This window comes from Grimontia celer, from assembly GCF_900055185.1.
GTDB classification, from domain to species: Bacteria; Pseudomonadota; Gammaproteobacteria; order Enterobacterales; family Vibrionaceae; genus Enterovibrio; species Enterovibrio celer.
Genome location: NZ_FIZX01000001.1, coordinates 841,211 through 867,013 on the forward strand (window position 1 = coordinate 841,211; position 25,803 = coordinate 867,013).

General features: G+C 46.9%; 24 protein-coding genes. 13 read left to right on the forward strand and 11 right to left on the reverse strand.

Annotation, left to right across the window (positions count from 1 at the left end; all coding sequences use genetic code 11):
• Positions 1-104 precede the first annotated feature (104 nt).
• Together GCE9029_RS03780 and GCE9029_RS03785 are read left to right on the forward strand one after the other, a co-directional pair.
• On the forward strand, positions 105-596 hold the full coding sequence (locus tag GCE9029_RS03780) for a DUF2867 domain-containing protein (protein ID WP_062661094.1): 492 nt from the start codon (positions 105-107) through the stop codon (positions 594-596).
• A gap of 64 nt (positions 597-660) precedes the next feature.
• The gene (locus GCE9029_RS03785; RefSeq protein ID WP_062661095.1) at positions 661-1,347 is read left to right on the forward strand and encodes a ribonuclease T2 family protein; all 687 of its coding nucleotides are present in this window, start codon (positions 661-663) and stop codon (positions 1,345-1,347) included.
• On the opposite strand, the gene GCE9029_RS03790 is transcribed toward GCE9029_RS03785, so the two are convergent.
• On the reverse strand, positions 1,344-2,975 hold the full coding sequence (locus tag GCE9029_RS03790; RefSeq protein ID WP_062661096.1) for an MFS transporter: 1,632 nt from the start codon (positions 2,973-2,975) through the stop codon (positions 1,344-1,346). The genes GCE9029_RS03785 and GCE9029_RS03790 overlap by 4 nt on opposite strands.
• Positions 2,976-3,350: 375 nt before the next feature.
• Between GCE9029_RS03790 and GCE9029_RS03795 the strand changes: the two genes are divergently transcribed.
• The 3 genes from GCE9029_RS03795 to GCE9029_RS03805 all read left to right on the forward strand — a co-directional run bounded on the left by GCE9029_RS03795 (position 3,351) and on the right by GCE9029_RS03805 (position 6,719).
• Entirely contained in the window at positions 3,351-3,830 is a 480-nt protein-coding gene (locus GCE9029_RS03795; protein WP_062661097.1) for a GNAT family N-acetyltransferase, read from the forward strand.
• Between the two features lie 374 nt (positions 3,831-4,204).
• Positions 4,205-6,025: a M28 family metallopeptidase gene (locus tag GCE9029_RS03800; protein ID WP_062661098.1), complete on the forward strand. Its 1,821-nt coding sequence runs from the start codon at positions 4,205-4,207 to the stop codon at positions 6,023-6,025.
• Positions 6,026-6,140: 115 nt separating this feature from the next.
• Complete coding sequence (locus tag GCE9029_RS03805; protein WP_062661099.1) at positions 6,141-6,719, forward strand: hypothetical protein; 579 nt, start codon at positions 6,141-6,143, stop codon at positions 6,717-6,719.
• A 23-nt stretch (positions 6,720-6,742) separates the two neighbouring features.
• Here GCE9029_RS03805 and GCE9029_RS03810 read toward each other — a convergent pair whose 3' ends face one another.
• Complete coding sequence (locus GCE9029_RS03810; RefSeq protein WP_082804265.1) at positions 6,743-7,675, reverse strand: AraC family transcriptional regulator; 933 nt, start codon at positions 7,673-7,675, stop codon at positions 6,743-6,745.
• A gap of 166 nt (positions 7,676-7,841) precedes the next feature.
• On the opposite strand from GCE9029_RS03810, the gene GCE9029_RS03815 reads away from it, so the two are divergent.
• Together GCE9029_RS03815 and GCE9029_RS03820 are read left to right on the forward strand one after the other, a co-directional pair.
• Positions 7,842-8,402, forward strand: a complete 561-nt coding sequence (locus GCE9029_RS03815) for a cytochrome P460 family protein (protein ID WP_231870033.1) — start codon at positions 7,842-7,844, stop codon at positions 8,400-8,402.
• 22 nt (positions 8,403-8,424) lie between these two features.
• On the forward strand, positions 8,425-8,967 hold the full coding sequence (locus GCE9029_RS03820; RefSeq protein WP_062661101.1) for a cytochrome P460 family protein: 543 nt from the start codon (positions 8,425-8,427) through the stop codon (positions 8,965-8,967).
• A gap of 348 nt (positions 8,968-9,315) precedes the next feature.
• Here the strand turns inward: GCE9029_RS03820 and uraH are convergent, their stop codons facing one another.
• Together uraH and GCE9029_RS03830 are read right to left on the reverse strand one after the other, a co-directional pair.
• On the reverse strand, positions 9,316-9,669 hold the full coding sequence (gene uraH, locus GCE9029_RS03825) for a hydroxyisourate hydrolase (RefSeq protein WP_062661102.1): 354 nt from the start codon (positions 9,667-9,669) through the stop codon (positions 9,316-9,318).
• Between the two features lie 214 nt (positions 9,670-9,883).
• A complete protein-coding gene (locus GCE9029_RS03830; protein WP_062661103.1) occupies positions 9,884-11,095 on the reverse strand; it encodes an MFS transporter in 1,212 nt (403 codons plus the stop codon).
• Between the two features lie 35 nt (positions 11,096-11,130).
• Here GCE9029_RS03830 and GCE9029_RS26970 point away from each other — a divergent pair, with 35 nt between their 5' ends.
• Positions 11,131-11,259, forward strand: a complete 129-nt coding sequence (locus GCE9029_RS26970; RefSeq protein WP_306455691.1) for a hypothetical protein — start codon at positions 11,131-11,133, stop codon at positions 11,257-11,259.
• Between the two features lie 170 nt (positions 11,260-11,429).
• On the opposite strand, the gene GCE9029_RS03835 is transcribed toward GCE9029_RS26970, so the two are convergent.
• The 3 genes from GCE9029_RS03835 to GCE9029_RS03845 form a co-directional block, all read right to left on the reverse strand.
• The gene (locus GCE9029_RS03835) at positions 11,430-12,314 is read right to left on the reverse strand and encodes a sulfotransferase family protein (RefSeq protein ID WP_062661104.1); all 885 of its coding nucleotides are present in this window, start codon (positions 12,312-12,314) and stop codon (positions 11,430-11,432) included.
• A 140-nt stretch (positions 12,315-12,454) separates the two neighbouring features.
• Entirely contained in the window at positions 12,455-14,164 is a 1,710-nt protein-coding gene (locus tag GCE9029_RS03840; protein ID WP_062661105.1) for a sensor domain-containing diguanylate cyclase, read from the reverse strand.
• A gap of 188 nt (positions 14,165-14,352) precedes the next feature.
• Positions 14,353-15,069, reverse strand: coding sequence for a type 1 glutamine amidotransferase (locus GCE9029_RS03845; protein WP_062661106.1), 717 nt, complete (start codon positions 15,067-15,069; stop codon positions 14,353-14,355).
• A 428-nt stretch (positions 15,070-15,497) separates the two neighbouring features.
• On the opposite strand from GCE9029_RS03845, the gene uvrY reads away from it, so the two are divergent.
• The 3 genes from uvrY to pgsA are packed head-to-tail and all read left to right on the forward strand — an operon-like array spanning position 15,498 to position 18,581.
• Positions 15,498-16,142: a UvrY/SirA/GacA family response regulator transcription factor gene (gene uvrY, locus GCE9029_RS03850; RefSeq protein WP_062663114.1), complete on the forward strand. Its 645-nt coding sequence runs from the start codon at positions 15,498-15,500 to the stop codon at positions 16,140-16,142.
• Positions 16,143-16,157: 15 nt separating this feature from the next.
• Positions 16,158-17,984 (forward strand): excinuclease ABC subunit UvrC, encoded by a 1,827-nt coding sequence (gene uvrC / locus GCE9029_RS03855; protein WP_082804267.1) that lies wholly within the window; start codon positions 16,158-16,160, stop codon positions 17,982-17,984.
• Between the two features lie 42 nt (positions 17,985-18,026).
• Complete coding sequence (pgsA, locus tag GCE9029_RS03860) at positions 18,027-18,581, forward strand: CDP-diacylglycerol--glycerol-3-phosphate 3-phosphatidyltransferase (protein WP_062661108.1); 555 nt, start codon at positions 18,027-18,029, stop codon at positions 18,579-18,581.
• A 160-nt stretch (positions 18,582-18,741) separates the two neighbouring features.
• Here pgsA and GCE9029_RS03865 read toward each other — a convergent pair whose 3' ends face one another.
• The 4 genes from GCE9029_RS03865 to GCE9029_RS03880 form a co-directional block, all read right to left on the reverse strand.
• Entirely contained in the window at positions 18,742-20,094 is a 1,353-nt protein-coding gene (locus GCE9029_RS03865) for an ATP-binding protein (RefSeq protein ID WP_062661109.1), read from the reverse strand.
• A 1-nt stretch (position 20,095) separates the two neighbouring features.
• Positions 20,096-20,770: a response regulator gene (locus GCE9029_RS03870; RefSeq protein ID WP_062661110.1), complete on the reverse strand. Its 675-nt coding sequence runs from the start codon at positions 20,768-20,770 to the stop codon at positions 20,096-20,098.
• Between the two features lie 215 nt (positions 20,771-20,985).
• Positions 20,986-22,668 carry an aspartate:alanine antiporter gene (locus tag GCE9029_RS03875; protein WP_062661111.1) on the reverse strand — a complete coding sequence of 561 codons (1,683 nt, stop codon included), beginning with the start codon at positions 22,666-22,668 and terminating at the stop codon, positions 20,986-20,988.
• A gap of 217 nt (positions 22,669-22,885) precedes the next feature.
• Complete coding sequence (locus GCE9029_RS03880; protein WP_062661112.1) at positions 22,886-23,149, reverse strand: GrxA family glutaredoxin; 264 nt, start codon at positions 23,147-23,149, stop codon at positions 22,886-22,888.
• A 346-nt stretch (positions 23,150-23,495) separates the two neighbouring features.
• Between GCE9029_RS03880 and GCE9029_RS03885 the strand changes: the two genes are divergently transcribed.
• Together GCE9029_RS03885 and nfsA are read left to right on the forward strand one after the other, a co-directional pair.
• On the forward strand, positions 23,496-24,677 hold the full coding sequence (locus GCE9029_RS03885) for an iron-containing alcohol dehydrogenase (protein WP_062661113.1): 1,182 nt from the start codon (positions 23,496-23,498) through the stop codon (positions 24,675-24,677).
• Positions 24,678-24,789: 112 nt separating this feature from the next.
• Complete coding sequence (nfsA, locus tag GCE9029_RS03890; protein ID WP_062661114.1) at positions 24,790-25,512, forward strand: oxygen-insensitive NADPH nitroreductase; 723 nt, start codon at positions 24,790-24,792, stop codon at positions 25,510-25,512.
• Positions 25,513-25,803: the final 291 nt, after the last annotated feature.

A 25,803-nucleotide genomic window follows, 5' to 3' on the forward strand; every position in this document is an offset into this window, starting at 1 on the left:
ACTTTTGTGACCAGAAATGGATTCGGGCATACCTAATTCTTTATGCATGTGATACGGTATTAAAAAAATGACGAATCGTCAAAAGTAATAAAAGAGGATAAATCATGGATGGAATACCCAGCTTCACTGAGCTTTATCGTTATTCGGATAATGCCTATTTTGCAGATAACTACACCAAAGAGATCGATTGTCAGGGCGAATCAGCCATGGAGGTTTATCTACGGGTGATGAACAGCACACCGGATTGGGTGAACAAACTGATGAAAATCCGCAACGAAGTGGTTTCTAGAATGGGCTTAAAACACCTCGGTAATCTCGATGACTTTTACCCTAAGAAAACGGCAGATGACTATCAGATAGGCGATAAAGTCGGCATTTTCGAAATGATCTACAAATCTCACTCAGAAGTGATCATGGAAGACAGAGATAAACATCTAGATGTGAAGTTGTCATTCTTTGTTGAACCTCACGGTGACAAAGCGTTGGTGACGGCGAGCTCTGTTGTTCACGTTAAAAACAATTTCGGCAAGGTATATATGTTCTTCGTTGGGCCAGTACACAAAATTATCGTACCAGCGACACTCAAGAAGCTCTGATGTGACAATTGATACGAAGCATAATATCTTTCTAGCCATCTCAATGTTCTAAAAGGTAAGCGTTGTGCTTCGGTTCCTTCCCTCACTTAATTACTTTTTGCTCGTTGCTGCTCTGGCGTTTCTCTCAGGCCCAGCGTTAGCAGCTCAAGCTCTAACGCCTGAAAGCTGCGATATTGATGTGTCTGACCTCAATCCTCGCTATGACAACCGTCTCGACTACCAAAACAAAAACGTACCTACTGATTTCTTCCTGTTGGTTTACTCCAATTCGCCGGGCTTTTGTAAAGCGATGAAGCGAAAAGGTCGTGAAAATTCCGTCCGCTTTCAATGTGAATCTGGCAACGACTTTGGTTGGGTGATTCATGGACTTTGGGGAGAATCAGAAAAGGCCTACAAATCTGGTAACAACAAAGGACATCCGCGATTTTGCAAAGGGGATTTGAAGCCTCTTCCGTTGGAAACCATCAAACCTTACCTTTGCATGAGCCCTGGTACGCGATTGCTGCAAGGTCAGTGGGAAAAGCATGGAGCTTGCGACTTTGATACGGCAGAAGAATACTTCGATAAAACGCTGGAGCTTGCCAAGCAATTTGAGTTGCCTCCGGCCAATCTCAATGCCAAAAAAGCGATCCGCTGGATGCGTGATAACAATCCTGAGCTTAAAGACACTTGGCTGCATCAAAGCCGACATGAATTTGGTATCTGCTTTGATAAAGCATTCAACTTAATGTCTTGTCCGCAAAAGCGCTAAGCGGGCTTTTCGGCGGCATCGCTTTCGTCAGGCTTATTGTTAGCCTTAGCGATGTCGTCCAACAATTCATTAATCTTCGTCGCATCTTCCTCTGAAGCGCCATCCAACAAAGCTTCCTGCAGCAGGCTGTTAATCCGCTCCTTCCTCAATATGAACAGGTCATGAAGCGAGTAAGCCACTTCCAATCGCCGTTTGGGGAACTGTTCAATCAAGTGGCGAAGCATGTCACCACTTCGTTTCGGGTAAGCAAGCACAATATTCTTTGCTACGTCATTGGCGTTAAGCGAGGAGCCTTGCAGGGCAAGTCGAATCAAAATTCCTGGGTCTGAAGGGTTTTGCCCAAGAGCTGCAATCAACAGTTTGAGCTCAGGGTTGGCCTTGTCGATATCTTTGAAGTCCATCATTGGGTCATAGTCGCTGGAGCTACCCAAGGGTTGAACGTTAACCTTGAAGGTCGAAGCTGCAGGCAAGGTTTCTGTGCGCACAAAAAGCTTTCTTGCCATTAAGAACATAAAGACAAAGATATGGACAGTGATGATGTAGTAGTACAGCCAAACCACGCTGAATTCATTCATCAGGAAACTCGCTACGATGGGGCCAATGACACCGCCGACGCCGAGTAAGACTTGCATCGTGCTGGTGGCTGGCATAGCTTCTTTTGAATCAATGTGGTCAAACACTTGAGTGACGGCGAGCGGGAATAAGGCTACGCCAGAACCGCCTGAAATCCAGAACAGCACGGCGAGAATTTCAATCGGGTAGGGGTAGAAGTTATCCAATACGATCAGACTGTTGCTGATAATCCCCATAAACATAAGGCCTGATGCCACGACACGTTTGTCATAGCGGTCAGCCAGCCAACCTGTTGGAAACTGAGTGAGCAAACCGCCCATTTGGTAAGAACCCAGAATCAAAGATAGCCAAATGCCTGATATTCCTTTGCTATACGCGTAGAGCGAAATAAGCGAAACACTGGCGGCGTTAATCAATCCAGCACAAAAGCAGGCCAATGTTCCTGAAGGAGAGTATTGCCAGAGCTTTTTCAGTGAAATAGGAACGGCTTTTTTTGGCAGCTCAGGCGCAGGTAAGCGACTCATCGACATAATGATGAGTGACACACACAGAAACACGGAAATCACACCAAAAAGTCTAGGGTCGTTCTCATTGAACGCACTGAAAAGAAAAGGTGCCGTACCGAAACCGATAGCAAAGCAGATTTGATATGTACCGTAAACGCGCCCCCGGTTGCTGCGGTCGCTGAGTACATTCAGCCAGCTTTCCAGCGTGATGAATGAGGTCACATAACAAAAGCCCGCTACCGCGCGTAAAGCGGCCGTGATGGCGATATCCGTGGTATAGCTGTGGACGACAGAAACGATGGAAAGCGTCGCCGCCATTGAAGCAAATGCACGAATGTGTCCGGCACGGAGCACTGCTCTGGAGCCAAACAGTCCGGCACAAATTGCACCTACAGCAAACATACTCATTGCCAGACCGATATCGGCTGTCGGGTAGCCGTTTTCCTTCATGCGAATAGGTAGCATGACAAAAAAGAGGTTGTGGCTGATAGCAAACCCAAATATCGTGAAGAGTATGGGTCGTATCCGTATGAATATATTCGCTTTCATGTCCGTATATGCCGCGTAGTATCAGCTCCAAAAGTGAAAGAATTGGAACCTTTTTATGAGTAGTTTAAAGAGCAAAAGATTGAAGTTTTTATGAGGGTTTTCTATCAAACCAACTCTGAGCTTCAAAAATGCGTGTTAGCCAGAAAATGTTACCACTGAGAGTGCGTGGAAATGAGAGAACTCAATGGCTTTCACTGCTGGCTCTCGTAAATCCGACAGGTTTCTTATTCATGAATGAGTATGGTCTAGTTTTGAGTAGTCTGAAGGAATTGGGCATGGAAAGGTTTCAAGTATCTATAGATTGCTTAGGTAAAAAATAAAACGTAAACACGGACTTCTAATATTCTTATAGAGTATGAGATTAAAGGGTTTAAAATGATAACGATTAGAAAATTTAAACAAGAAGATGAGATAGACGTGCTCGCTATATTGTTGGAAGAAGAACAAGTGAAGTTTACGGCGTCACCAGAAAATTTCGTCTCTGATACCGAAGCGAATATTGTCAGGTTTGTTATTTCCAAGGATGACAATCTGGTTGGATATTTCAAAATAGATAATGATTTTCACTCGGACATATTAGGTGAAAACAATACCGGAGTAGGACTCAGAAGTTTTGCTATTGATCGTCGGTATCAAGGAAAAGGAATTGGGAAAAAGACGGTCTCCATATTAGCAAGTTCAATTAGTGAAGAATTTAAGACTTATAGGTGGGTTTATCTCACTGTGAATTGTAAGAATGAAGTTGCCTATCAGACTTACCTGAAAGGTGGATTCGAGGATACCGGAGAGCTTTACTTGGGCGGTCCTGTTGGTCCGCAACACATCATGCGGGCGAAGTTGCATGAACAGAGTTAGTTTATCTTGCATGATAACTGTGTAAGTCAGAATTGATAGACGTCAGAAAGTGAATATATCAATTGGAAAATTGAATTTTAATGCTTTATGATGTTTATTGAATTTGTTGAAGTTGTCATGTTACACCCAGATATGGAGTTAATTGTTTAAATAACTAACTAAAACTCAGCACTAATTTGTTTTTCTTACAGTGTTATCTCATTAATTAAAACCTGCCTCTTGAACTGGTCATATATTTCTAATGAAAGCTTTTTCTCTTTTCAGTGAGAAATTGTGACACCCTTTCCGTTAACAAAATTTTAATAAAGCGATTTTCTGGAAGATTATTGATGTGAATGTTTGACTGATGGCGTCAATTAAAAAGGACGACACAAATGAAAACATTCAACGTTAGTGGTAAAAAAATTGTAGTGATTGCAATGAGTGCAGCACTACTAACAGGCTTTGCAGGCTGTGAAGATCCAAGATGGGTTGCAAACAAAGTCAGTAAGGCGATGAAAGAGAAAAACCTGTTTGACCATCTGGAAGCGCTGGAAGCGGCTTCTGTTCCAACGCCGGATGGTAATTCCATCACCCGTGCAGCAGGGACTGACGGTTATGAGAATTCCGCAGACTACATCATGAAAACGCTCGAGAAGCATGGCTATGAAGTCACCTTGCAGGAATTTGATTTCCGAAGTTGGGTTGAACTTGATGGCACAACTTTGAGCGTTAACGGACAGCAACTGGTGCATGTTCGTGATGCGACTGATGATATTCCAGCAGACTATGCGGCTATGTCTTATTCAGGCAGTTCAGATGGCGCAATCAGCGCAGACATCGCTTTTGTTACTCCCGATTTTAATTTTGATTCACCTGACTATGACGATACCGATGGTTGTGAAGCCACAGACTTTGATGGTGTTGATGTAACCGGAAAAGTGGCTGTTATCCAGCGGGGTGGCTGTACGTTTGATTCCAAAGTTGTGAATGCTGAAAACGCTGGCGCAGTTGGCGTAATTGTTTTCAACCAAGGCAATGACGAAGGGCGCAAAGGTGTGGTTAACGGCACCTTAGGTAGCGACTCTGCAGCCACTATTCCAGCGTTTGGCGCGCGTTACGACTTGGGTAAAGGCTGGTATGACGCATTGGAATCGGGCGCGATTACCGCAGCACTGTCTGTCCAGACACAGGATGAAGTCGTGGTAACGGAAAACGTATTGGCTGAAACCAAAGCGGGTGACCCTGACCAAATTGTGATGGTTGGTGCGCACTTGGATTCTGTTCCTGAAGGCCCGGGTATTCAGGATAACGGGTCTGGTTCAGCGGCGATTCTTGAATATGCCATCCGCCTCAAGAAGAAAATGAAGCGACTGCCAGTCACCCAGAAAAACAAAGTGCGTTTTGCTTGGTGGGCTGCGGAAGAAGCGGGCCTCGTGGGTTCTGAATACTACACAGGCGAAGTGTTTGGCGCTTACTACGCGGATGCGCAAGCGCAAATCATGGAAGAGTTGGGTATTTCTGACCCGAGTGAGCTGACGGATGAACAGCGTGAGATGGTCGAAGCCCGTTACCTCGAAATCAACCCGATTAAGATGTACCTCAACTTCGATATGATTGCGTCACCTAACTACATCTATGGCGTCATGGATGGCGATTTGTCTGACACCAAAGACAGCCCTGACAACGCCTACCCAGGTGACTTCGAGCCGCCGGAAGGCACGGGTCATATTGAAGGCCTGTTTAACGAGTTCTTTACTGACAAAGGCGAAGTGACGGTTCCTCAGGCGTTGTCAAAACGCTCTGACTACTCAGGCTTTGCTGATTGGGGCATCGCATTTGGTGGTTTGTTCACCGGTGCTGAGAAAACCAAATCAGCAGAGGAAGTAGAACAGTTCGGCGGTGAAGTGGATGTTGCCTACGATAAGTGTTACCACCAGGCGTGTGATGACATCAACAACGTCAACAGCGTTGCGATGGAGATGAACTCGCGAGCACTGGCTTACGTGGCAACCTTCTATGCGATGAGTGAAGATTTGTATGCTGATGACAAAAACCAACAGGATGCAGCACCAGAAACTCGCACGCTGAGAACCTTGGCCGTTCACGACGGACATGATCATGAACACCGTATTGGTGAGAAGATCAAATCGGCGTCACGTGAAGTGGCAGATCATGGTCATTTCCACGGTGACTTCGACCAAGACCGTAAGTAACACAATGAGCTAGACAAAAAAGGGAGCCGTTTGGCTCCCTTTTTGTCTTCATTTGAAGACATGACGGTGTCAAGTTTTCAGCTATCCTTGTTTTGTTAATGCAAGGAGCAAATAAATGAAAAAAGTTAAAGTATTAAGGGTGATGCTCTTATCGTCAGTGGCTATGAGTGTGATTGGTTGCGCAGGGACGCCTAAAACGGCCGAAAGTCTTCCAATTGCAAACGGAAATGGAGCTGTTGTAATTCCTATTTCGATGGAAAATACAAACGAAGCGAAAAAGTATCCTTGTCGGTCAATATCTTTTGAAGTTAAGAAGGTATTTCGCACTCCTGAAGAATTAGATAAATTTGAAGCGAGAGAGATTTATCTTTTCGACAAGCCTAATTTTGGGCTTATTACAGACCTTGAACCCGGCGAGTATATGTTTGACGAGTTCAAGTGTCATGCAAACTACCGTAGAGTGTTTAATGATGGGCAGTCATATATTAGAAAACGCGCTAGTGTCTACTTTGAGGTTGAGCCAAACACGGTAACTGTTTCAAGTCAGACTTTCGTGGGCGAAAGTGAATACGATGCAACAGGATCATCTTCTTTTAGTGCTCATTTTGAGTATGTCACTAAGCAGGACAAAGAAAAGGCCCTCAAAGCTCTGAAAGCAAAAGGGGTTCCAGCAGGTTGGAGCTTCAATTTCTAGTACTAATTTTACATGTGGGTATGCTATTCATTGCGTGCCCTAATTTCCGCCGGTGTCATCCCGAGCTCCCTTACCAGAGCGCGGCTGAGAGTTCTCCCAGAAGTAAACCCTAAAGACAGAGCAATCTTATCAATCGGGTCTTTGGTGTATTTTAAGGCGTTATAGGCTTTCAAGCGTCGCCATTGGCTAAGGTAGGCAATAGGTGCCATTCCAAGTGCTTCCTGAAAATGACGAACCAGAGTGGCTTTAGACATGCCAACCTGGCGTCCAATCTCTTCGAGAGTCCAGTCTTTTCCAGGTTCGCGATGCATCAACATGAGAGCTTGATGGATACGTTTATCTTTTACCGCTTTTAGGAAACTGAAGTTTTCTTCACTTTCGCTTAAGAAGTGAGACATTATCTTTAGAAATAGCGCTTCTGTTAGTTTATCGACGATGGCATTTTTACGATATCCATGTTCCGCAATCTCTTTGTCTATCAATATGACGATTTGCCAGATAGTACTGTCGTGTCCGATGTTATTGAGGTGGATGATGGGTGGTAGCGCATCAATGATGGGATGGCTTAAACCAGCATCAAACATAATAAGACCGCACATTAACTTGTGAGTGGTTGGTCCGTTTTGAAATAAGGGTTTACCTAGCTCACATGCATCCTCAGCGATGTGGCTTAGTGTTCTTTCATTCTCCGGTGAATCCGCTAGCCAATGCGCATCCCCTCCAGGTAATAGGAAGATATCCATCTCGTTTGCTTCAAGAGGCTCAGCTTTGTCCAGACCAACAAAGCAGCTACCTTTGAGGGCAATGTGAAACCTCGGAAAGCCCCGCTTTTCCAGATCTATGCCCCAAGGTGCACTGAGATCGGAACTGAAAAAGACATTCCCCCTAAACCTAAGAGTTTCAAAGACATCCGAGAGATAATTAAAGGTTTCTTCGCTTTTGATTCCCTGAGGCACTGATCTGATTCCCTATGAGGTAATGTTGGTTGCTAATTTAGCCTAGACTGATGCTCAATGCTCTCCTATTGAGAGTTTTAACTGTAAGCAAGGTGAGAAAATGGATGTAAAAAACATAGCAAATGCAAATACGTACATACCTCTAATCCTAGCATCGGTAATCGGTATGAGTGGATTCGTTTCAACAGCTGCTATCGCAAAGGACTATTTCACCGTTAAAGATGGCGAGCTACAGCGCCCCACGGGCTACCGTGAGTGGGTATATGTCGGCACACCAGTGACACCAAATGACATGAACAATGGCAAGGCGGCATTCCCAGAGCATCACAATGTCTATATCGATCCTGAGAGTTGGGCTGTATGGAAAGATAAGGGCGAATTCCGAGATGGGACTATCATCATTAAGGAACTTGTCAGCGTCGGTAGTAAAGCTGCTGTGAGTGGTAATGGTTACTTTCAAGGTGACTACATTGGTTTGGAAGCCACTATCAAGAGTAAGAGCCTGAACCCAAATGAGCCAGGTAACTGGTCTTACTACAGCTTTTCAACGCCTGACCACACAGCTCTAACCGAGACCGCGAGGGCTTTCCCAGCAGCAGCGTGCAATGCTTGTCACCAAGCTGCAGCTGCGGATGACTTCGTCTTTACGCAATACTACCCAGTGTTGCGTGCAGGCAAAGCAAAAGGTGAGGCGGCAACCGGCGGACACAGTTCCAGCCTAAAATAATCACAAAGCAATGGAGTAATGTATGAAGAAGGCATTTCTTGTCGGCTTGCTTGCCGCAGGCACAGCGTTTACCGCGCTTGCTGCCAATGACGCGTTTTCACCTTATGTTGATGAAAAAGGAAACATCAGCTTTCCCAAAGACTTCAGAACTAACATGGTCCATTTAGGATCTTGGTTTGTTCCTGAAGGCGGTGCGAGCGGTTTCCATGGTGTTTACACCGAAAAAGAAGCAGTGGAGGCGTTTCGCAAGAACGGTAAATTCCCAGACGGTGCAACCCTTGTGAAAGAGTTGCGGGCTCACAACACGGGTAACTACACAACCGGCAGCGGCGTCAGCCATGAAACTGGCGACATTAAGCAATGGTTTGTGATGGTGAAAGATGGCGAAGGCCGCTTTTCCGACAATGGTTCGTGGGGTGATGGCTGGGGCTGGGCCCTGTTCAAAACTGATGATATGAACAAGAATGCCTCTGCAGATTACAAAACGGATTGTCTTGGTTGCCATGTACCCGCAAAAGCCAATGATTGGATTTACACCGAAGCATACCCAATCCTGAGCGAATAGCAGAACAGGTTAATAGATAACTAATTCCCTCGTAAGAACAAGCCAGCCCAAAAGGCTGGCTTTGTTTATTCCTATGAATGTATACCCAAACAACCTGAAGATGCTCGCATTCAGAGGTCATCAATGCGTTCAATTCGAGGCAATTTACACGAGGAATAGTCGTTCTATTTCCGTGGAATTTAACGAAGAAGTGGGCGCATTGAGGCCCTCCCTTCGGGCGAGTTGACTGACGCCGTGCTCGTTGTTGTTCCTTTTTGATGGAGGTGACTACACCTACAAAGGAATGCCGCGATCACAACGCCAGTCAATCTCGCTGAATCCTGCATCTTCAGGTTGTTTGGGTATCTTTTAACTTCCGCGATACGTCGAATAACCATAAGGGGAAACAAGCAGCGGGACGTGATAGTGCTGATTGTGGTCAGAAACGCCAAACCGAATCACGATTTCGTCAAGAAAAGGCAAAGTTTCCAATGGCGTATTGGTATTTCGGAAGTAAGAAGCGGTCGCGAATACAAGCTGATATTGACCGGAAGTGAGTAACCCTTCCTCAATAAGCGGAGAGTCTGTTCTGCCATCATTATTGGTGATGGTGGTGGCCAGCGGGTGAAGGCCTTCTTCGTCAATGCGATAAAGTGATACTTTTACACCATTGGCGGGTTTCCCTCGCGCGGTGTCCAGAACATGCGTCGTCAGTTTTCCCATTTATTCACCCCAGTGTGAGACGTCGACTTTCTGCTGTGATACGAGAGCGACCTGAAGAGGTCTTAACAAAAAATTAGCATTTGATGCGTCAATATCCCAACGCGAAGTGACAAAAGTTTGAGCAAGCGCTGAATGCGTTTGAGTTTTCGATATTTTTGAGGGGGAGGGCAAATTTTTAAGAGGGAAAACCGGGCCACGATAGCCCGGTTTTTTATTAAGCACTTTGCAATGTTGGACGAGTGACTGGTTTGTCATTTATCGGTAAGTGGATAAGCGCCGCTGCCAATGCCAAAACAACGGTTGTCCACCAGATTGGCTCGTAAGATCCATAGTAGTCGAACACACGTCCGCCAACCCATGCGCCAATGAAACTGCCTATTTGGTGAGTGAAGAATACTAGGCCATAAAGCGTCGACATGTAGCGTGGACCGAAAATCTGACGCACTAAACCGGATGTCAATGGCACAGTTCCTAACCAGCAGAACCCAATGGCTGCACCAAAAATAGTGGCTGTATTCGTGGTTAAAGGCACAGTAATAAACAGAGTCAGTACCACTGAGCGCATCATGTAAAGAGAAGTCATCACATAGCGCTTGTTAAATCTGTCACCCATTAAGCCCCAGAAATAAGAGCCAAAGATATTGAAGATGCCGACATACGCCAGTGCCATAGCAGCAGTGTTTCCTGGCAAACCTTTGTCTGCGATATAGCTCGGTAGGTGTGTCGCGATAAACATCACCTGAAAACCACAGACAAAGAAACCCGCATGGATAAGCCAATAACCCGGATGACGGAATGCTTCTGCCATGGCCTCTTTAAGCGTTTGCTCTTGTTCAGCTTGCCCACTTGCTGAAGAGGAAGGATTCGCAGTTTTCATGAAAACCGCAAAAGCGATCATCAGGGTACAGAACATTGCAAACACCTGCATGGCAGTCTGCCAGTCGTAGTTTGCTAGCAGCGACTGAGCTCCTGGGATCACAGCGAACATACCGAATGAACCCATGGCTGCTGTCAAACCAAACGCTTTAGCCGTGTGCTCCGCGGGCACGACTTTGGCGACAGCACCCAAAACGATGACGTAGCTGGTTGCGCTCAAACCCAAACCAATCAACACACCCATAGAGATGTAGAGCACACCGGTACCGGTCGCGATTGAAGTGAGGTAAAGACCGAATGCATAAGCAACGCCACCCATGGTGATAATGCGTTTTGCACCAAATCTATCCGCCGCCATGCCCACGAAAGGTTGGAAAAGTCCAAACAAAAGGTTTTGAAGAGCAATAGCAAGGCTGAAAAATTCACGACCTGACTGGAAGGTGTCAGTGATAGGCATCATGAAGATACCGAATGATTGCCTGATCCCTAGGCTGATAATCAAAATCCCTATCCCCAGCCATACAAGCAGCGGGAAGCGGAAAATACTCATTAAGTTACCTTTGTTTACTGTGTTATGTGGGACCCGTGGGTCTGATTTTCGTTATTCATTTGGTGGTGTTGATGGCAACCACCGTCCACGGCGTAATCAGCAAAAGCGCGCTGCAATGGCGTGCAATGTTGAACACCGACCAGGGTGACAGTCAGTACCAGTAACCATCTGACAAGCTGGGCAAAAAGTGATTGTGAAAACATGGTGCCTCAAAGCGGAACCCAAAAGAGCGCGTAGGGTAGGGAGAATCAGGACATGAAGCAAATGAATTAGATGCAAACAAGCCATGCGTAAAACGCATGGCCTATAAAACCTTAAAACATCAGGGAAGCAGTTAAGTCGCCGGACACCAGGTATAAACCGTGTTTACATCGGTGGCTGGCATTTTCAATACCTTGTTGCTGCATCGAATTTCGTTTTGTTTTAACGCGGCGTTCACCGTTTCATTGGCGGGTAGCTCTGCGAAGTCGAGGATTTTCTCTATCACCCGCTCTGGTGTGGCGACAAAATCCTCATAATTTACAGACAGCATGTTCAAATCCAGTTCAGTGGCTTCTAGTTTGGCCGTTTGAATCAGTTTATTGAGTTGGAATGCGGTTCCCGCAACAGCATGACCGCGTAAGCGATCGTATTGCGCGAGCTCCTGCAAGGAGTAAGCACCCCGCCACCACAATAGGTTTTTGCCTTGATACTCCCATTCCTCTGTTGAAATCATGGAATGCACTGTCGACGCGGGGTCGCGACTAATATGTACAAACTTGGCATCCGGAAAAAGGCTGTTCAGGTAGCAAAGGCGTGAAGGGCCAGTAAATCGCAACGCAAGACGGCTTCGGCTAGAGAGTTCAATGCGCCGGCTAAGGATTTCCCTGATGGAAGATATTTCTACTGGAGTGGCATGTTTACCTCGGGCGAAACCGCGGTAAAAATCAATTTCTTCACGGGTATAGTCATCCCAGAAATTCATTGCTTCTGACGGCGCAGGGGAAAACTCTCGCGCCAGCGATCCCAAAAACGAGTTGTTCTGCAGCGCTTTGTTTCGAAATGCACATTTGCGTTTGAAAAGGCGATGCTGAAAATCAGATTTAGGGTGTTTCTCAAAGCTCTCATCAAGCCAACAGATCTGATCGTGGTGCATCACGATATCGGAGATGAGCGTCACTCCCGAGCGAGGTGGGCCCACAAAGATCAATGGTTGGTTTAAGTTTGAGGCTCTGTTCATATCAACACTCCTTCTGATTTATATGCATCAAGGAGCAATTAAAGTGCCAAAGTGATTAACCCATTAATTCATAGGGATAAAACGGTATGAAGTACGGGGTATCATCTTGGATTGCAAAATGAAAATGCGAAACACGAATATCAGTTAGGGCTTTCAATATCGCGAATGTTGGCATCTCGGTAAAAAGTTGACGTTCGGTTTCGTCCTTGGTTTTTAGAGCGGTACATGGCGGTGTCTACGCGTGTGACAACAGTTTTCTCATCGTCGCCTTTTTCAAATTCGGTCACGCCAAGGCTGATAGTCACATGGGGAAAGCCATCAAAGTTGTCTTTTGCCACTTCTAGCCTCATCCGTTCCGCCAGACAAACGGCATCGCTACCGTGTGTATGCGGCAGCAAAGCGATGAACTCCTCGCCGCCCCATCGACAGAAAACATCTTCAGAGCGGAGAAGATTACGAATCAGGTAAGCGATACGTTTCAGTATTTCGTCGCCAGTAAAATGTCCGGCTTCATCGTTCACTCTCTTGAAGTGGTCAATATCGAACAGAATGACTGAGAACGGTTCGTTATAACGCTTGAAGCGATTGATTTGGGCGTCGATATGTTCATTAAAAGCACGACGGTTAAGTAGATGAGTCAGCTCATCAACGGAGGCGAGTGAACGGAATTTGGCATTGCTCCGTGTAATGTCGGTAACATGCTGCTTCAGTTCTTTTTCTAGTGTTTGGCTGGCACCAAGCTCAGAGGCCATTTCATTAATCGTCTTTGCTAGCACGCCTAGCTCATCTGAGCGATTAATATCGCTTCTCGCATCAAGGTCACCTTGGCCTATCCGAAAGGCCACATTGGTAAGCGTGCTGATGTCGTTACCTGTTTGCCGCAACAATCCGACAATAACGATAAACGCCACCGTAATAAACAAAGCGGAATAGAGCACGAAGCCGAGGTTGTTTTCGTTTTGGAAGTGGTTAATAAGCGTTATTGGCTCGCTGACAACGAAGATATGGGGAGCAGAAAAATAATTGGCGCTGGCAGTGTTGGAATGATCATCTTTAGCATGATTGGCTAGCTTGAGCGTTGTCATACCCACTAAGTGATTGGGGAGCTTGGTGGTGTTGGTGCCATTGATAATGCCATTATCAAATGCTTCGAGTATTTCCAAGTAGTACTCTCGACCGATAGGGGATTTAGCAAAGTAAACTTCCCCATTGTGATTCATGAGTAACGCATTGACGCCATCATGCAGATTATCGAAAAAACCTTCATGGTGGCGGAAGGTCTGGGAAAGGTTCAGGTTCAACCTAAGTGCGCCAATCGTCGCGCCTTCCTGTTTGATAGGTTGGGTAATTCCCAATATGTAATCAGTGTTTGAATGGAACTTGGGAGAGGTGAATATCAGGCTGTGTTCCCCATTAAGTGCTTTCTGCCACCAAGGTTCCTGTTTGACACTGTCTGAATCTCGCTGGATGGTTTGAGCGACAATATTGCCGTGCTTATCGGATACTAGGATTTCCTGATAGACACCAGCTCGAATGTTTTTTGAAAAGTGGATAAGAAAGTCTGACGCTGCCTTTTTGTTTATTTCAGATTGTTTATTGGGAGGGGTATTGGCATCTCGCAATACGTGGATCAAATAATGGTTTGTTGCGAGCAGTTGACCAATTTCTGTCTCTGTATTGATCACCGCTTGAAAGTGATGTGCAAATTCCGAAGACTCTTTTGCAAGAACACTTAAGTGCTCGCTTTCGATAAGCGCGCTATCGGATAGCCGTTTCATGACGACCATGGGCACGACCGTCAGTAGGCAGAATATTGCAATGCTAATCACTGCTTTGGTATGCAGCTTCATAGCGTCGAATCCAAAAACATAATACTAGATCGCGCTGTTGTCATTGATATTGTAAATATGAAACCATTTTCTCATTAACCTCAATTGTAGTGGGGAATAAGAAAATAGACGCATAAAGTTCAGCCGCATTGAGATGCGGCTGTCAAAGTAGCGAGTTACGTGGTTATGTTGGGGGGCCGCTGATTGCTTTAGCGGTTTTGAATCTGACAGAAATGGAAAATCAGTGAAATAGCTTGTTCACGATCGCCTTCACCTAAAGTCTCCAGTGAATTGATGGCGTTATTAACGACCTCATGACCTGCTTTTTCACGCAAACGCTCTATTAACTGGGTGAGAAACTCAGGTGTGAATTCTGGGTGGCATTGCATCGTCAGGGCTGTCTGTGATTTCTGAGTGATAGCGATAGGGCAGAAATCGGACCCTGCTATCACGTCAAACCCGCTTGCCGGAGAAAGAACCTGATCTTGGTGACAAGCAATCAAGTTTAGTGTGTGGGAGAGCACCACGCCCGACGCTGCAGACTGGGAGTTCGTTTCGATAGGATAAACGCCCATGCCCCAACCTTTATCAGACTTCTCAACACGTCCTCCCAATGCATAATGAATAAGCTGGTGCCCGAAACAAACGCCAATCATGGGCAGATTGGCTTCATCACAATCACGGACAAACTGGGCGACAATTTCAATCCAAGGGTCTGTGTCGTAAACGCCCCATTTACTGCCTGTTACCAACCAGATATCACAATCGCTTGGCGAGGAAGGGTACTCTTCCTCATGGCAACGGTAACTTTTGAACGTTGATATGCTGCTGCCCTCAAACATGCGCTTGAATGCATCATCATAGTGCCCGTACTTTGGGATGGAATCAGGGTAATGATCGTCGCAGAGTAAAATGCCCAGCTTCATGTCGAGAATGCACTCCTTGCAAGGTTTGTGTGACTGTGAAGACTTACTGGAAAAGTGAACCTAAAAGACAGATTTCACCAACTAAATGTGTAAGTAAACGATAATGAAAGACCTAAAAAAGCATAAAATATGCCGATTAAGAATATCTGGGTGTCGCGCTTTTTAGATATTTGGGTAGAAAATTGAAAATTGGTTGCACGGCGTAACTTTTTGTACTCAATAGAAAATTTTCTGCCAATTCGTCAACAAAGACTAATTTAAGACACCATGCTGTTTAAATTATGACTGATTAGCTATAAAAACATGCTCTCTTACACAGAATCAATGTGTTCGCTCTTTTATTGTTGGGTTAAACTCAAGTAAGATGCATCGAAAGTCGAGCGCCATCCCGGCGCATGGCGAGCCAAAATCATAGTGGAGAAACAAGCTTGATTAGTGTTTTCCTTGTAGATGATCACGAGCTGGTTCGCACAGGGATACGCCGTCTTCTTGAAGACGAGCGTGGTGTTAAAGTGGTAGGGGAAGCCGAAAGCGGTGAGGAAGCAGTCAAGTGGTGTCGTAGCAATCATGCTGACATTATCTTGATGGACATGAACATGCCTGGTATTGGTGGTTTGGAAGCGACGCGAAAGCTCCTACGCTATAACCCAGACGCCAAGATTATTGTTCTGACAATTCATACAGAAAACCCATTTCCAACCAAAGTTATGCAAGCGGGCGCGGCTGGCTACCTAACCAAAGGTGCCGGAGCAAGCGAAATGGTTAACGCAATTCGTGCGGTGAATAGCGGTCAACGCTACATTTCACCAGAGATTGCGCAGCAAATGGCCTTGAGTCAGTTTTCTCCTGCGCAGGAGAACCCTTTCAAAAACCTTTCAGAGCGCGAGCTCCAAATCATGATGATGATTACGAAAGGGCAGAAAGTAACTGACATTTCAGAGCAGCTAAACCTGAGCCCGAAGACAGTCAACAGCTATCGTTACCGTCTGTTCAGTAAGTTAGGTATCAATGGTGACGTTGAACTGACCCATCTTGCGATTCGTCATGGTATGCTAGACACAGAAACGCTTTAACTATTTCTGTTCGCTGTGTTTGATGCCAAAAATTTCCTAAAATCAGTCTCTGACAAACCCGGCGTCTATCGAATGATGGACGCTTCGGGTGAGATCATTTATGTCGGTAAAGCCAAATCTCTCAAGAAGCGGCTTTCCAGCTATTTCCGTACTAATGTCTCCGGTGAGAAGACTCGTGCGCTGGTGAAAAATATCGCCAACGTCGAAGTCACGATCACGCACAGCGAAACAGAAGCGCTGATCCTTGAACACAATCTCATCAAGCAGCACCTACCGCGTTACAACGTGTTGTTGCGTGATGACAAGTCTTATCCGTATATCTTCCTTTCTGCGAGTAAACACCCGCGAATTGCCGTGCACCGTGGCGCGAAAAAACGCAAAGGTGAGTACTTCGGTCCGTTTCCTGATGCAGGTGCGGTGCGCCAAAGTCTGTATTTGCTGCAGAAAATTTTCCCAGTTCGCCAGTGCGAAGATTCCGTTTACGCCAACCGTACCCGCCCGTGTTTGATGTACCAAATCAAACGCTGTGCTGGCCCCTGTGTAAAGGGCATCATTCCCGATGAAGATTATGACGAGCTGGTGAACTTCACCCGTTTGTTCTTGCAAGGCAAAGACCGTCAGGTTATCGCTTCGCTGGTAGAGAAAATGGAGAACGCGAGCCAAGCATTGCTGTTTGAGAAAGCGGCAGAGTATCGCGACCAAATACAAGCCCTGCGCCGCGTTCAGGAGCAACAGTTTGTTTCGCAAGACAGCGATGACGATCTTGATGCTATTGGTGTTTCTATTGAAAACGGTGTGGCCTGTATTCACGTACTTTTCCTGCGTCAGGGCAAAGTGCTTGGCAGCCGCAGCTATTTCCCGAAAATGCCAGCTGATACTGATGTGAATGAACTGGTTTCGAGCTTTATCGGTCAGTTTTATGTGAAACAGGCGGAAGGAAACACGATTCCTACCAGTATTCTGATTGGTCAGGACTTGGGTGACGAGCTGACCGATCTCGCAACCGCATTGTCCGACATTGCAGGCCGTAAAGTGAACCTGCAATGTAAACCACGAGGCGCCCGCGCCCGTTTCCTCAAGCTTGCCCAGACCAATGCGGCGACGGCGCTCACTAGCAAAATCAACCACAAGATGACCATTCACAACCGATTCAGTGTGTTGTCAGAAGCACTGGAACTTGAATCGGTGAAGCGCATGGAATGTTTCGATATCAGCCACACCATGGGTGAGCAAACGGTCGCGTCATGCGTGGTTTTCAATCAGGATGGCCCTGTTAAACAAGAATACCGTCGCTATAACATCACCGGCATTACCGGTGGTGATGACTATGCGGCAATGGCGCAGGTGCTTGAGCGACGCTACAGCAAACAGGTCGACCCGGAAAAGATCCCGGACATCATTTTGATTGATGGTGGTAAGGGGCAACTGAACCGGGCGTGGGAAGTGGTGAAGCCGCTGCTTGCCGACTGGCCGAAGCATCCTATGTTGCTTGGCGTCGCAAAAGGGACAACGAGACGCCCTGGTCTCGAAACATTGATTAAAGTGACGGGGGAAGAGTTTTCTATGCCATCAGATTCTCCTGCGTTGCACCTTATTCAACATATTCGCGATGAAAGTCATAACCATGCCATTTCCGGTCACAGAGCGAAACGTGCAAAAGCGCGGAAGAGCAGCGTGTTGCAAGAAATTGAAGGGGTAGGGCCAAAGCGTCGTCAGGCGTTGCTCAAATACATGGGTGGAATTCAGGAACTTAAGCGTGCTTCTGTAGAAGAAATCGCCAAAGTGCCGGGTATAAGTCGTGTTTTGGCTGAGAAGATTCATTCGTCATTGCAACAGCAATAACTTTCAAGCACCATAGGCCGTCACTCACAAAGTATTATAAGTATGCGACTGAATATCCCCATTATCCTGACCCTTATACGCATCGCATTAATCCCTGTTTTTGTTATCGCGTTCTATCTGCCTTATGAATGGTCAGCTTTCGCTGCTGCTCTGATTTTCGTTATCGCGGGTGCGACTGACTGGTTGGACGGTTACCTCGCTCGAACCTTGGGTCAAACCACCCGTTTCGGTGCATTCCTGGACCCTGTAGCTGATAAAGTGATGGTGGCAATTGCGCTGGTGCTTATCGCTGAGCATTACAATTCTATTTGGGTGACCATTCCTGCAGCGACGATGATTGCCCGCGAAGTCATTATTTCAGCTTTACGTGAATGGATGGCAGAGCTGGGTAAGCGCGCGAATGTGGCAGTTTCCTGGGTAGGTAAATTTAAAACTGCAGCACAAATGTTTGCTCTGACTATGCTTCTATGGCGAGACAGTGAGTGGGTGATTTACGTAGGTTATGCGGCGCTTTACATCGCGACAGCACTAACTTACTGGTCGATGTACCAATACCTGTTGGCAGCGAAAGACGATTTGCTGAATGCAGACGATTAATACTGAATTGAATGAAAAGGCCGCATCAGCGGCCTTTTTTGTGTCTGCAATTCTGCTACCGATTTGCGGATGCTTGATAAGAAAATGCCCTGCTTAGTAGCAGGGCATGTTCGGTTGGATTCGTTTCAACGTAATCCTATCTGATCGCTTGCTAGAAAGGCTATCGCAATTTCGGGAAGGTCATGATGAATGCAGCACCTTCCAGCTCGGATTCAATCACGCGAATCTTACCGCCATAACTTTCGACAATTTCGTCGCAAACCGCCAGGCCTATCCCGGTTCCCGGGTTCAACTGATCGGCACGCACACCGCGCTGGAATATAGATTCACGCAGGGTTTCAGCAACGCCAAGGCCATCATCTTCAACCGTGAGAACATAGTGGTCGATCATTTCACGGCTGGAAATCCGCACTTCACTGATACAGAAGCGGAATGCATTCTCCAACAGGTTACCAAGAAGCTCGGTCAAGTCAGCCTTGTTTAATGGCAAAGAAGGTAACTCTTGAAGGTTCAGCGTGACGTTTACGGGTTTATCGCCGTAAATCTTAGAAAACATACCTGACAGACTGTCGATAACGGGGCGTAGTTCAGTTTTCTCACGTACCAAACCACGTTGGCCGACTAAGGCTCGCTTCAATTGATACTGAACCATGTCATCCATCTGGCTGACTTGCTCTACGATGCGTTTGCTCATGATTTCACGGCTCAATGAGCTGTCATCTAGCAGTGCGTTAGTGGCGGCTAGCCGGCTTTTCAGGCTGTGGGCGAGATCATCCATTGCATGGCGATAGCGTTGGGTCTGGTCTTTGCGCAGTGTAATCATTCGGTTTAGCGCATCGGTGACATCTTCCAATTCCTTAGGGTAATCAGAATCCAGGGTTTCGCGGCGTGACTCTGCAATCTCGTTTAATTCACCGGCTAGCTTGCGTAACGGACTGAAACTCCAGTAGGACGCCGCATAAAGTAGGCCTGTCGCGGCAAAGAAGGCCAATCCCACATAGAACCAGGTCTGGCGTTTTACATGAGCCAGCTTTTCCAGTTGAGGGCTGACATCACGCACCACAATAAAGAGTTCGCTGGTGGAGTAGGTCGCTTCAGAGATGACATGGACGACATAAGGAGACTCCTTGTAGTAGATCATGTCCGGTTCTTTCATGGAGTAGGGGACATACAGACAAATGTCGCTCATTCCACTGTTGCGCGCTTCTGATGACATCCAAGAGGCCGAGCCGTCTTGTTCACAGATAAAAGCCAAATATTCTGAGTGTTTGGTTTCTGGTATAGGTTGACCAAGATTAGGCGCGTTCTGGCCAAGCTCAAGCATATTGTCCCGACGGAGCTCACCGACGATATGAGGTACCTCTGCCACCAATTCGGAGGAATACATAGCCACGTAGTTCTTCACGTAAACCTGATTGATGAGAAAACCCACCAACAGCGAGAACAAGAAGATAATGGCAATGGAAGTGGAAATGACCCGTTTGTGGATCTGAGGCATTACTCTCCGCGCCATATTAGGTCACCTGTAATTCAAAGATGTAACCCTGACCACGGACGGTAGAGATGGGGTTATCCTGACCGGCTCGTGTGAGCTTTTTACGAAGCCGGCTCATCATCACCTCAATGGTGTTTGGATCACCCTCCTGATCTTGATAGAGCACATCCAGCAGACGTTGCTTTGATACAACCTGGCGGTTGTGACGCACCAAATATTCCAGCAAGTCGTACTCAAACGCTGTGAGTTCGATAGGTGCTTCGTCGATAGACACCTTTTTCGCCAACAGGTCGATGGAGATTTTGTCGGCTTTAACTTCTGGCTTCACGAAGCCAGCACTGCGGCGAACCAAAGCATTAAGTCTGGCTACCAGTTCTTCTTTCTGAAATGGCTTCACCAGATAGTCATCAGCACCTGCATCGAGACCCGACACTTTGTCTTGCCAGTTCGCGCGACCAGTGAGAATGAGGATAGGCATACGAATTTCAGCGCGTCGAATATCGCGGATCAGGCTAAGGCCATCTCTGTCAGGCAGACCCAGATCCACAATTGCGATGTCATTGGGATAATCTTTGGCAACGAACAGCCCTTCAGACGCGGTTTTCGCGCAGTGAACCTGATTGCCAAGCTCGGAGAGTTCGGTTTTCAGGTGGTGGCTCAGAAGTGGATCGTCTTCGACAATGAGAATGCGCATAAATCGTTACCTTACTGATCTGTCTTAGCTTTCAGCCAGCCTATCGAAAGTTCCTGAGAAAATCTTGCGCCATGGCAAATAAGTTGTCGGTTTGTTCCCAACCAACAAACTCGAAAGGCTTGGTGTCTGAATTTTACTGACTTGTATTGATTTGGATGATTCAACGAACAGTTTAACGCCTGTTCGCTGAATCATTACTGACTGAGAGCGTCAGATCAGGTGAGGATAACGAGAAGTGTGCCGGCAAACGTCAACAAAACGTTGGCAATGGCATAGGTACCTGCATAACCCAGCGCTGGGATAGTACTGCGGGCGTGCTGGTTAATCATATCCATGGCTGGCGCGCAGGTACGCGCACCAATGATGGCACCAAATAGCAGCGCGCGGTTCATGTTCAGAATATACGCACCTACAAGGTACGCCAAAATCACGGGCACAACACTCACTGCTAACGCGCCAAACATGATGGTGAAACCCATCTGTTGTAGGTATTCAACCAGGTTACCACCCGCGCTCAGACCCACACCGACCATAAAGGTCATCAGCCCAAGCTCTTTCAGCATGTTGATTGCGCCTTGCGGAACATAACCAAACGTAGGGTGGTTAGCACGCAGGAAGCCAAGCAAGATCCCGGCAATCAGCAGTCCTGAGGCATTACCCAAACCGAGTGTCATCTGCCCGAACGTCATGGTGATCAAACCAAAAATCAGACCGAAGATGAAGAAAGAACAGAACGCCAACATGTCTGAAACTTGACTGTGAATCGAGATAAAACCGATTCGCTCAGCAAGTCCCATGACACGACGCTTCTCGCCACTGACCTGCAATACATCCCCTTTAGACAGCAAGATGTTGTGGTCCATTGGCATTTCAATCTGCGCGCGGACAACACGGTTCAAGAAACAGCCGTATTCGGACAAATTCAAATCTGATAGGCGCTTACCGATGATGGCGTCGTTTTTCACCACGATTTCTTCTTCAACCACGCGCAGGTCAAGCAGATCGCGATCGAATACCTCTTTCCCGTTTCGGAAAGAAGGGTCCAGACGGGCGTGGCTATCTGGGTAACCCACCAGTGCGATTTCATCACCTTCCTGCAAAATGGCGTCACCATCTGGGTTAGCGAGGATACCGTTACGGCGGATACGCTCGATATAGCATCCCGTCTGGCGATAAATACCCAGCTCTCGTAGGTTGCGGCCATCCACCCAGTTAATCAGCTCAGGCCCGACGCGGTAAGCTCGAATAATCGGCAGGTAGACTTTGCGTTGTGAAGAATTACCAAGCCCACGCTCCATCGCAATCTTCTGTGCAGAATGCTCAAGGTTTTCCTTTTGCAGCTTGGGCATAAAATTCGCGAGTACAATCAGACTCACCAAACCCACTAAGTAAGCCAATGCGTAACCTACGCTCAGGTTATCAATCATCCCGGCGAGTTGATCTGGGGTAAAGCTGCCAGCAAGCCCCGCGTTTAGTGCATCTTTTGCACCTACCAGAACCGGCGTTGCTGTCATCGCTCCTGCCATCATGCCCGTAGCAATGCTGCCATCCACACCAAATTGGTAACGCATCAACAGGGTAATGCCAACGGATGCGGCAAGCACGGTAAATGCCAGCACCAGGTATGATTTGCCGTCGCGGAAGAAGATGCCAAAAAAGTTTGGTCCGGCTTCGATACCTACACAGAAAATGAACAGCATAAAGCCAATGTTCAGTGCCTCTGGGCTAAACGAGAAGCCTGCATGGCCAAAAGACAATGCGGTGACAAGTACGCCAATGGAGTTACCAAACTGGAAGCTGCCGATTCTGATTTTGCCGATGGTGAGGCCAATGGCCAAAACAACGAAAAGGAGGAGGATGTCGTTATTAACAAGTAGGTTGTAGACGTCTATGTTCACTGAACAGTAATCCGCGCACGGGTCAAAGGGAAATTCTGGGGCGCCATTATACGCATTTGCAATGAAATGTAATGGAAACTCGCATGAAAAATAGTATTAAATTTTGCTGACTTTCCTAATGGAAAGTATGAAAACCTGTATTGGTGCCAACTTTCTGTTTTTGAACAATAAAAAAGCCGGCATGCTTGCCGGCTTTTTCAGGAAAATCTAAAGGAAATTACTGGTACAGACCCAGATTTTCTTTTGCGTAAGCTTCGAATTCAGTAAAGCCACCTACGTGCTCTTGGTCAACGAAGATTTGTGGCACAGTTTCAACTGGCTTACCTACGGTTTTTTCAAGGTCAGCTTTGCTGATACCTTCCGCGTGGATGTCTACATAGCGGTAGTTGAAATCGTCACGCTCTTCTTTCAGTTTGTCAGCAAGATCCTTTGCACGAACACAGAATGGGCAACCTGGGCGACCAAAAATAACCACGAACATATTCATTTCCTTTCTTATTCAATTTGATTGGATGCTGCCATGTATAGGGAAGGTGCCCCGTGGCTTCATCATCTGATTGAGAACAACTATGCCTCAAGCACTTGGCAGATAAAAGAAGGTTTTGTCTCTTAATTCAATCGAAATTATCTATCAATCGGAAAATGAACAAAGCGCGCATTTTTAAAAGGGTGTGACGAAGGCTGCACATGTTTAAAACAGGGAAGTTTTAAACCCTCAGTCTCTGCTTTGTATCAATTTTATATTCACTCAAGTGCGTAAATTGAGAGGTGGATTTTTTCGGTTTGAGGATCTGCTTTTCGTTTCTGACCAGATCCAGGGAGGTGCCATGTTTCAGTTTATGACCGCTACGCGGATTATTTTTGGTGAAGGCGCGCTTAACAACTCCTTCTCTATATTCAATAACTACGGATACAGCGCGCTTGTTGTGACTGGTCGCGACGACCAACGTGCCGATTCATTGCTCGCTTATCTTTCCCAGCAAAATATTCGTTATCAACGTCTGGCAGTTCATGATGAACCGCTTATTGCCATGGTGGAAGAAATGGCTGCTGCTGGGCGCTTGTTCAAGCCAGATATGGTGATAGCGATAGGCGGCGGCAGCGTGATGGATGTTGGCAAGGCACTGTCAGCCCTTATCCCCAACCAGGGCAGTGTTTATGACTATGTGGAAGTCGTTGGCCGGGCTCTGCCACTCACTGCCAAGCCACTGCCTTGTATTGCAATACCGACCACCGCCGGGACGGGTTCGGAAGTGACCCGCAATGCAGTGATGATTTCTGCCCAAGAGAACGTCAAAGCAGCAATTCGAAGCCCCGACCTTATTCCCGATGTCGCGATCATCGACCCAACCCTCACTTACGGTGCAGACAAATCGCTTTCTGCTCGTTGTGGTATGGATGCGTTCACTCATTTAATGGAAGCTTATGTCTGCGGTGAGCCGAATCCGCTGACGGACATGATTTGCGAAGAAGGCCTGCGCCGGCTGGCACCTGCGATTATTCATGCCTGTGAAGATGACGACCCGAAAGCCCGGGCAGACATGGCATTCGCTTCCATGCTAGGTGGTATGGCGCAATCAAACGCCAAATTAGGCGCAGCGCATGGCTTGGCTGCTGCACTGGGCGCGGTGTTGGATGCACCACACGGAGCAATAACGGCACAACTTGCCCCTTATGTGATGGCCGAAAATATTCTTGCAGCACGTGAAGCAGGGCGCATCAGCCTGCTAAACCGCTACCGCCAGTTGGCTTGTATTCTGACCGGGCGAATGAATGCTGAGCCAAGTGATGGGATTGTGTGGGTGCAGCGGATTCTGCGAAGGTTAGATCTTGAAACGCTTCCCCAGCTTGGTCTTTGTGACACCATGTTCGAAGAAGTAGCCGTGTCGGCTCTGCGCTCAAGTTCGATCAAAGGTAACCCGTTGCCACTGAGCGAAAGCCGCCTCATTCATATTCTTCAACAGGTCTGCCAATTTTCGAATCTCGAGGAAAGCTCTGATCCAGTTTAACCCAAAGAGTTAAAGACGTTACGAAGCGGATACTTTGAGGTGTCCGCTTTGCAATTGGTTCTTAGCAGTTTGATAATGGCGTTATTCAGGAAGGCACAAACAGGAAGCGACAATGACGCCAGCTATTGAAACCATTCTCTCTCACCGCTCGATAAGAAAGTTCACCGACCAAGCCATCACCGATGAGCAACGCAACGCCATCATTGATAGTGCGCGTGCTGCATCTACTTCCAGCTTTATTCAATGCAACAGCATTATTAGAGTCATCGACAAAGAGAAAAGGCAACTTCTGGCTGAATACGCAGGCAATCAGGCTTATGTTGCTGACGCTGCGGAGTTCTTCGTGTTCTGTGCTGACTTCAACCGACATTTACAAATCAAGCCGGACGCGCAAGTGGGCTTTGCTGAGCAAACTTTGATTGGCGCGGTAGACGGTGCATTGATGGCACAAAATGCCCTGATAGCGGCAGAATCTTTAGGCTTGGGTGGGGTGTATATCGGTGGACTTAGAAACAACCCTGACAAAGTCGCAAACCTTCTAAAATTGCCAGAGCAGGTCATTCCGTTGTTTGGGCTCTGTATTGGCTATCCTTCGCAAGATCCTGAAGTGAAACCACGCTTGCCATCAGAGTTGGTGGTTCACACCGATGAGTATTCAGCAATGGATAAGGCTGTTTTGGAAAACTATGACAGTAAGGTGCGGGAGTATTACCGAACTCGCACTGGCGGCAACAAAGAGATGAGCTGGAGCGAGCAGATTTCTGGCACCCTCAGCAAAGAAGCGCGTCCGTTTATGAAAGCCTTTCTCGAAAGCAAAGGGTTCAGCACCAAGTAGTCATTTCTAAGAGGATGTCCGTGACCTTGATTTGGTCAGCAAGGCATCAGAATATCCAAATTCCATTGAACACATATCTATCGCTCCGAGCCTTGATTACAAAGGGACTCGGGGCGAGTGCCTTTCTGTTTTCCCACACGTTTTGTTACAACCATTGAGTAATAAGTCACCGCAGAAAAAACTTTTTTCGCGATAAACAAAAGTAGATGGTGATCACTGTCTCATTCCCTGATAGACTCCGCGCGCTTCTGTCATTCTCATCAAATTTGAAGAATGCCAAAAATAATTTAT

Coding starts and splice junctions, on each gene's coding strand:
- nfsA (WP_062661114.1), top strand. CDS start 24,790: ATGACGCCAGCTATTGAAACCATTCTCTCTCACCGCTCGATAAGAAAG.
- GCE9029_RS03880 (WP_062661112.1), bottom strand. CDS start 23,149: ATGTTCGTGGTTATTTTTGGTCGCCCAGGTTGCCCATTCTGTGTTCGT.
- GCE9029_RS03865 (WP_062661109.1), bottom strand. CDS start 20,094: ATGGCGCGGAGAGTAATGCCTCAGATCCACAAACGGGTCATTTCCACT.
- GCE9029_RS03870 (WP_062661110.1), bottom strand. CDS start 20,770: ATGCGCATTCTCATTGTCGAAGACGATCCACTTCTGAGCCACCACCTG.
- GCE9029_RS03835 (WP_062661104.1), bottom strand. CDS start 12,314: ATGAACAGAGCCTCAAACTTAAACCAACCATTGATCTTTGTGGGCCCA.
- GCE9029_RS03780 (WP_062661094.1), top strand. CDS start 105: ATGGATGGAATACCCAGCTTCACTGAGCTTTATCGTTATTCGGATAAT.
- GCE9029_RS03800 (WP_062661098.1), top strand. CDS start 4,205: ATGAAAACATTCAACGTTAGTGGTAAAAAAATTGTAGTGATTGCAATG.
- pgsA (WP_062661108.1), top strand. CDS start 18,027: ATGCGACTGAATATCCCCATTATCCTGACCCTTATACGCATCGCATTA.
- GCE9029_RS03805 (WP_062661099.1), top strand. CDS start 6,141: ATGAAAAAAGTTAAAGTATTAAGGGTGATGCTCTTATCGTCAGTGGCT.
- GCE9029_RS03845 (WP_062661106.1), bottom strand. CDS start 15,069: ATGAAGCTGGGCATTTTACTCTGCGACGATCATTACCCTGATTCCATC.
- GCE9029_RS03815 (WP_231870033.1), top strand. CDS start 7,842: ATGAGTGGATTCGTTTCAACAGCTGCTATCGCAAAGGACTATTTCACC.
- GCE9029_RS03830 (WP_062661103.1), bottom strand. CDS start 11,095: ATGAGTATTTTCCGCTTCCCGCTGCTTGTATGGCTGGGGATAGGGATT.
- uraH (WP_062661102.1), bottom strand. CDS start 9,669: ATGGGAAAACTGACGACGCATGTTCTGGACACCGCGCGAGGGAAACCC.
- GCE9029_RS03795 (WP_062661097.1), top strand. CDS start 3,351: ATGATAACGATTAGAAAATTTAAACAAGAAGATGAGATAGACGTGCTC.
- GCE9029_RS03790 (WP_062661096.1), bottom strand. CDS start 2,975: ATGAAAGCGAATATATTCATACGGATACGACCCATACTCTTCACGATA.
- GCE9029_RS03885 (WP_062661113.1), top strand. CDS start 23,496: ATGTTTCAGTTTATGACCGCTACGCGGATTATTTTTGGTGAAGGCGCG.
- GCE9029_RS03820 (WP_062661101.1), top strand. CDS start 8,425: ATGAAGAAGGCATTTCTTGTCGGCTTGCTTGCCGCAGGCACAGCGTTT.
- GCE9029_RS03840 (WP_062661105.1), bottom strand. CDS start 14,164: ATGAAGCTGCATACCAAAGCAGTGATTAGCATTGCAATATTCTGCCTA.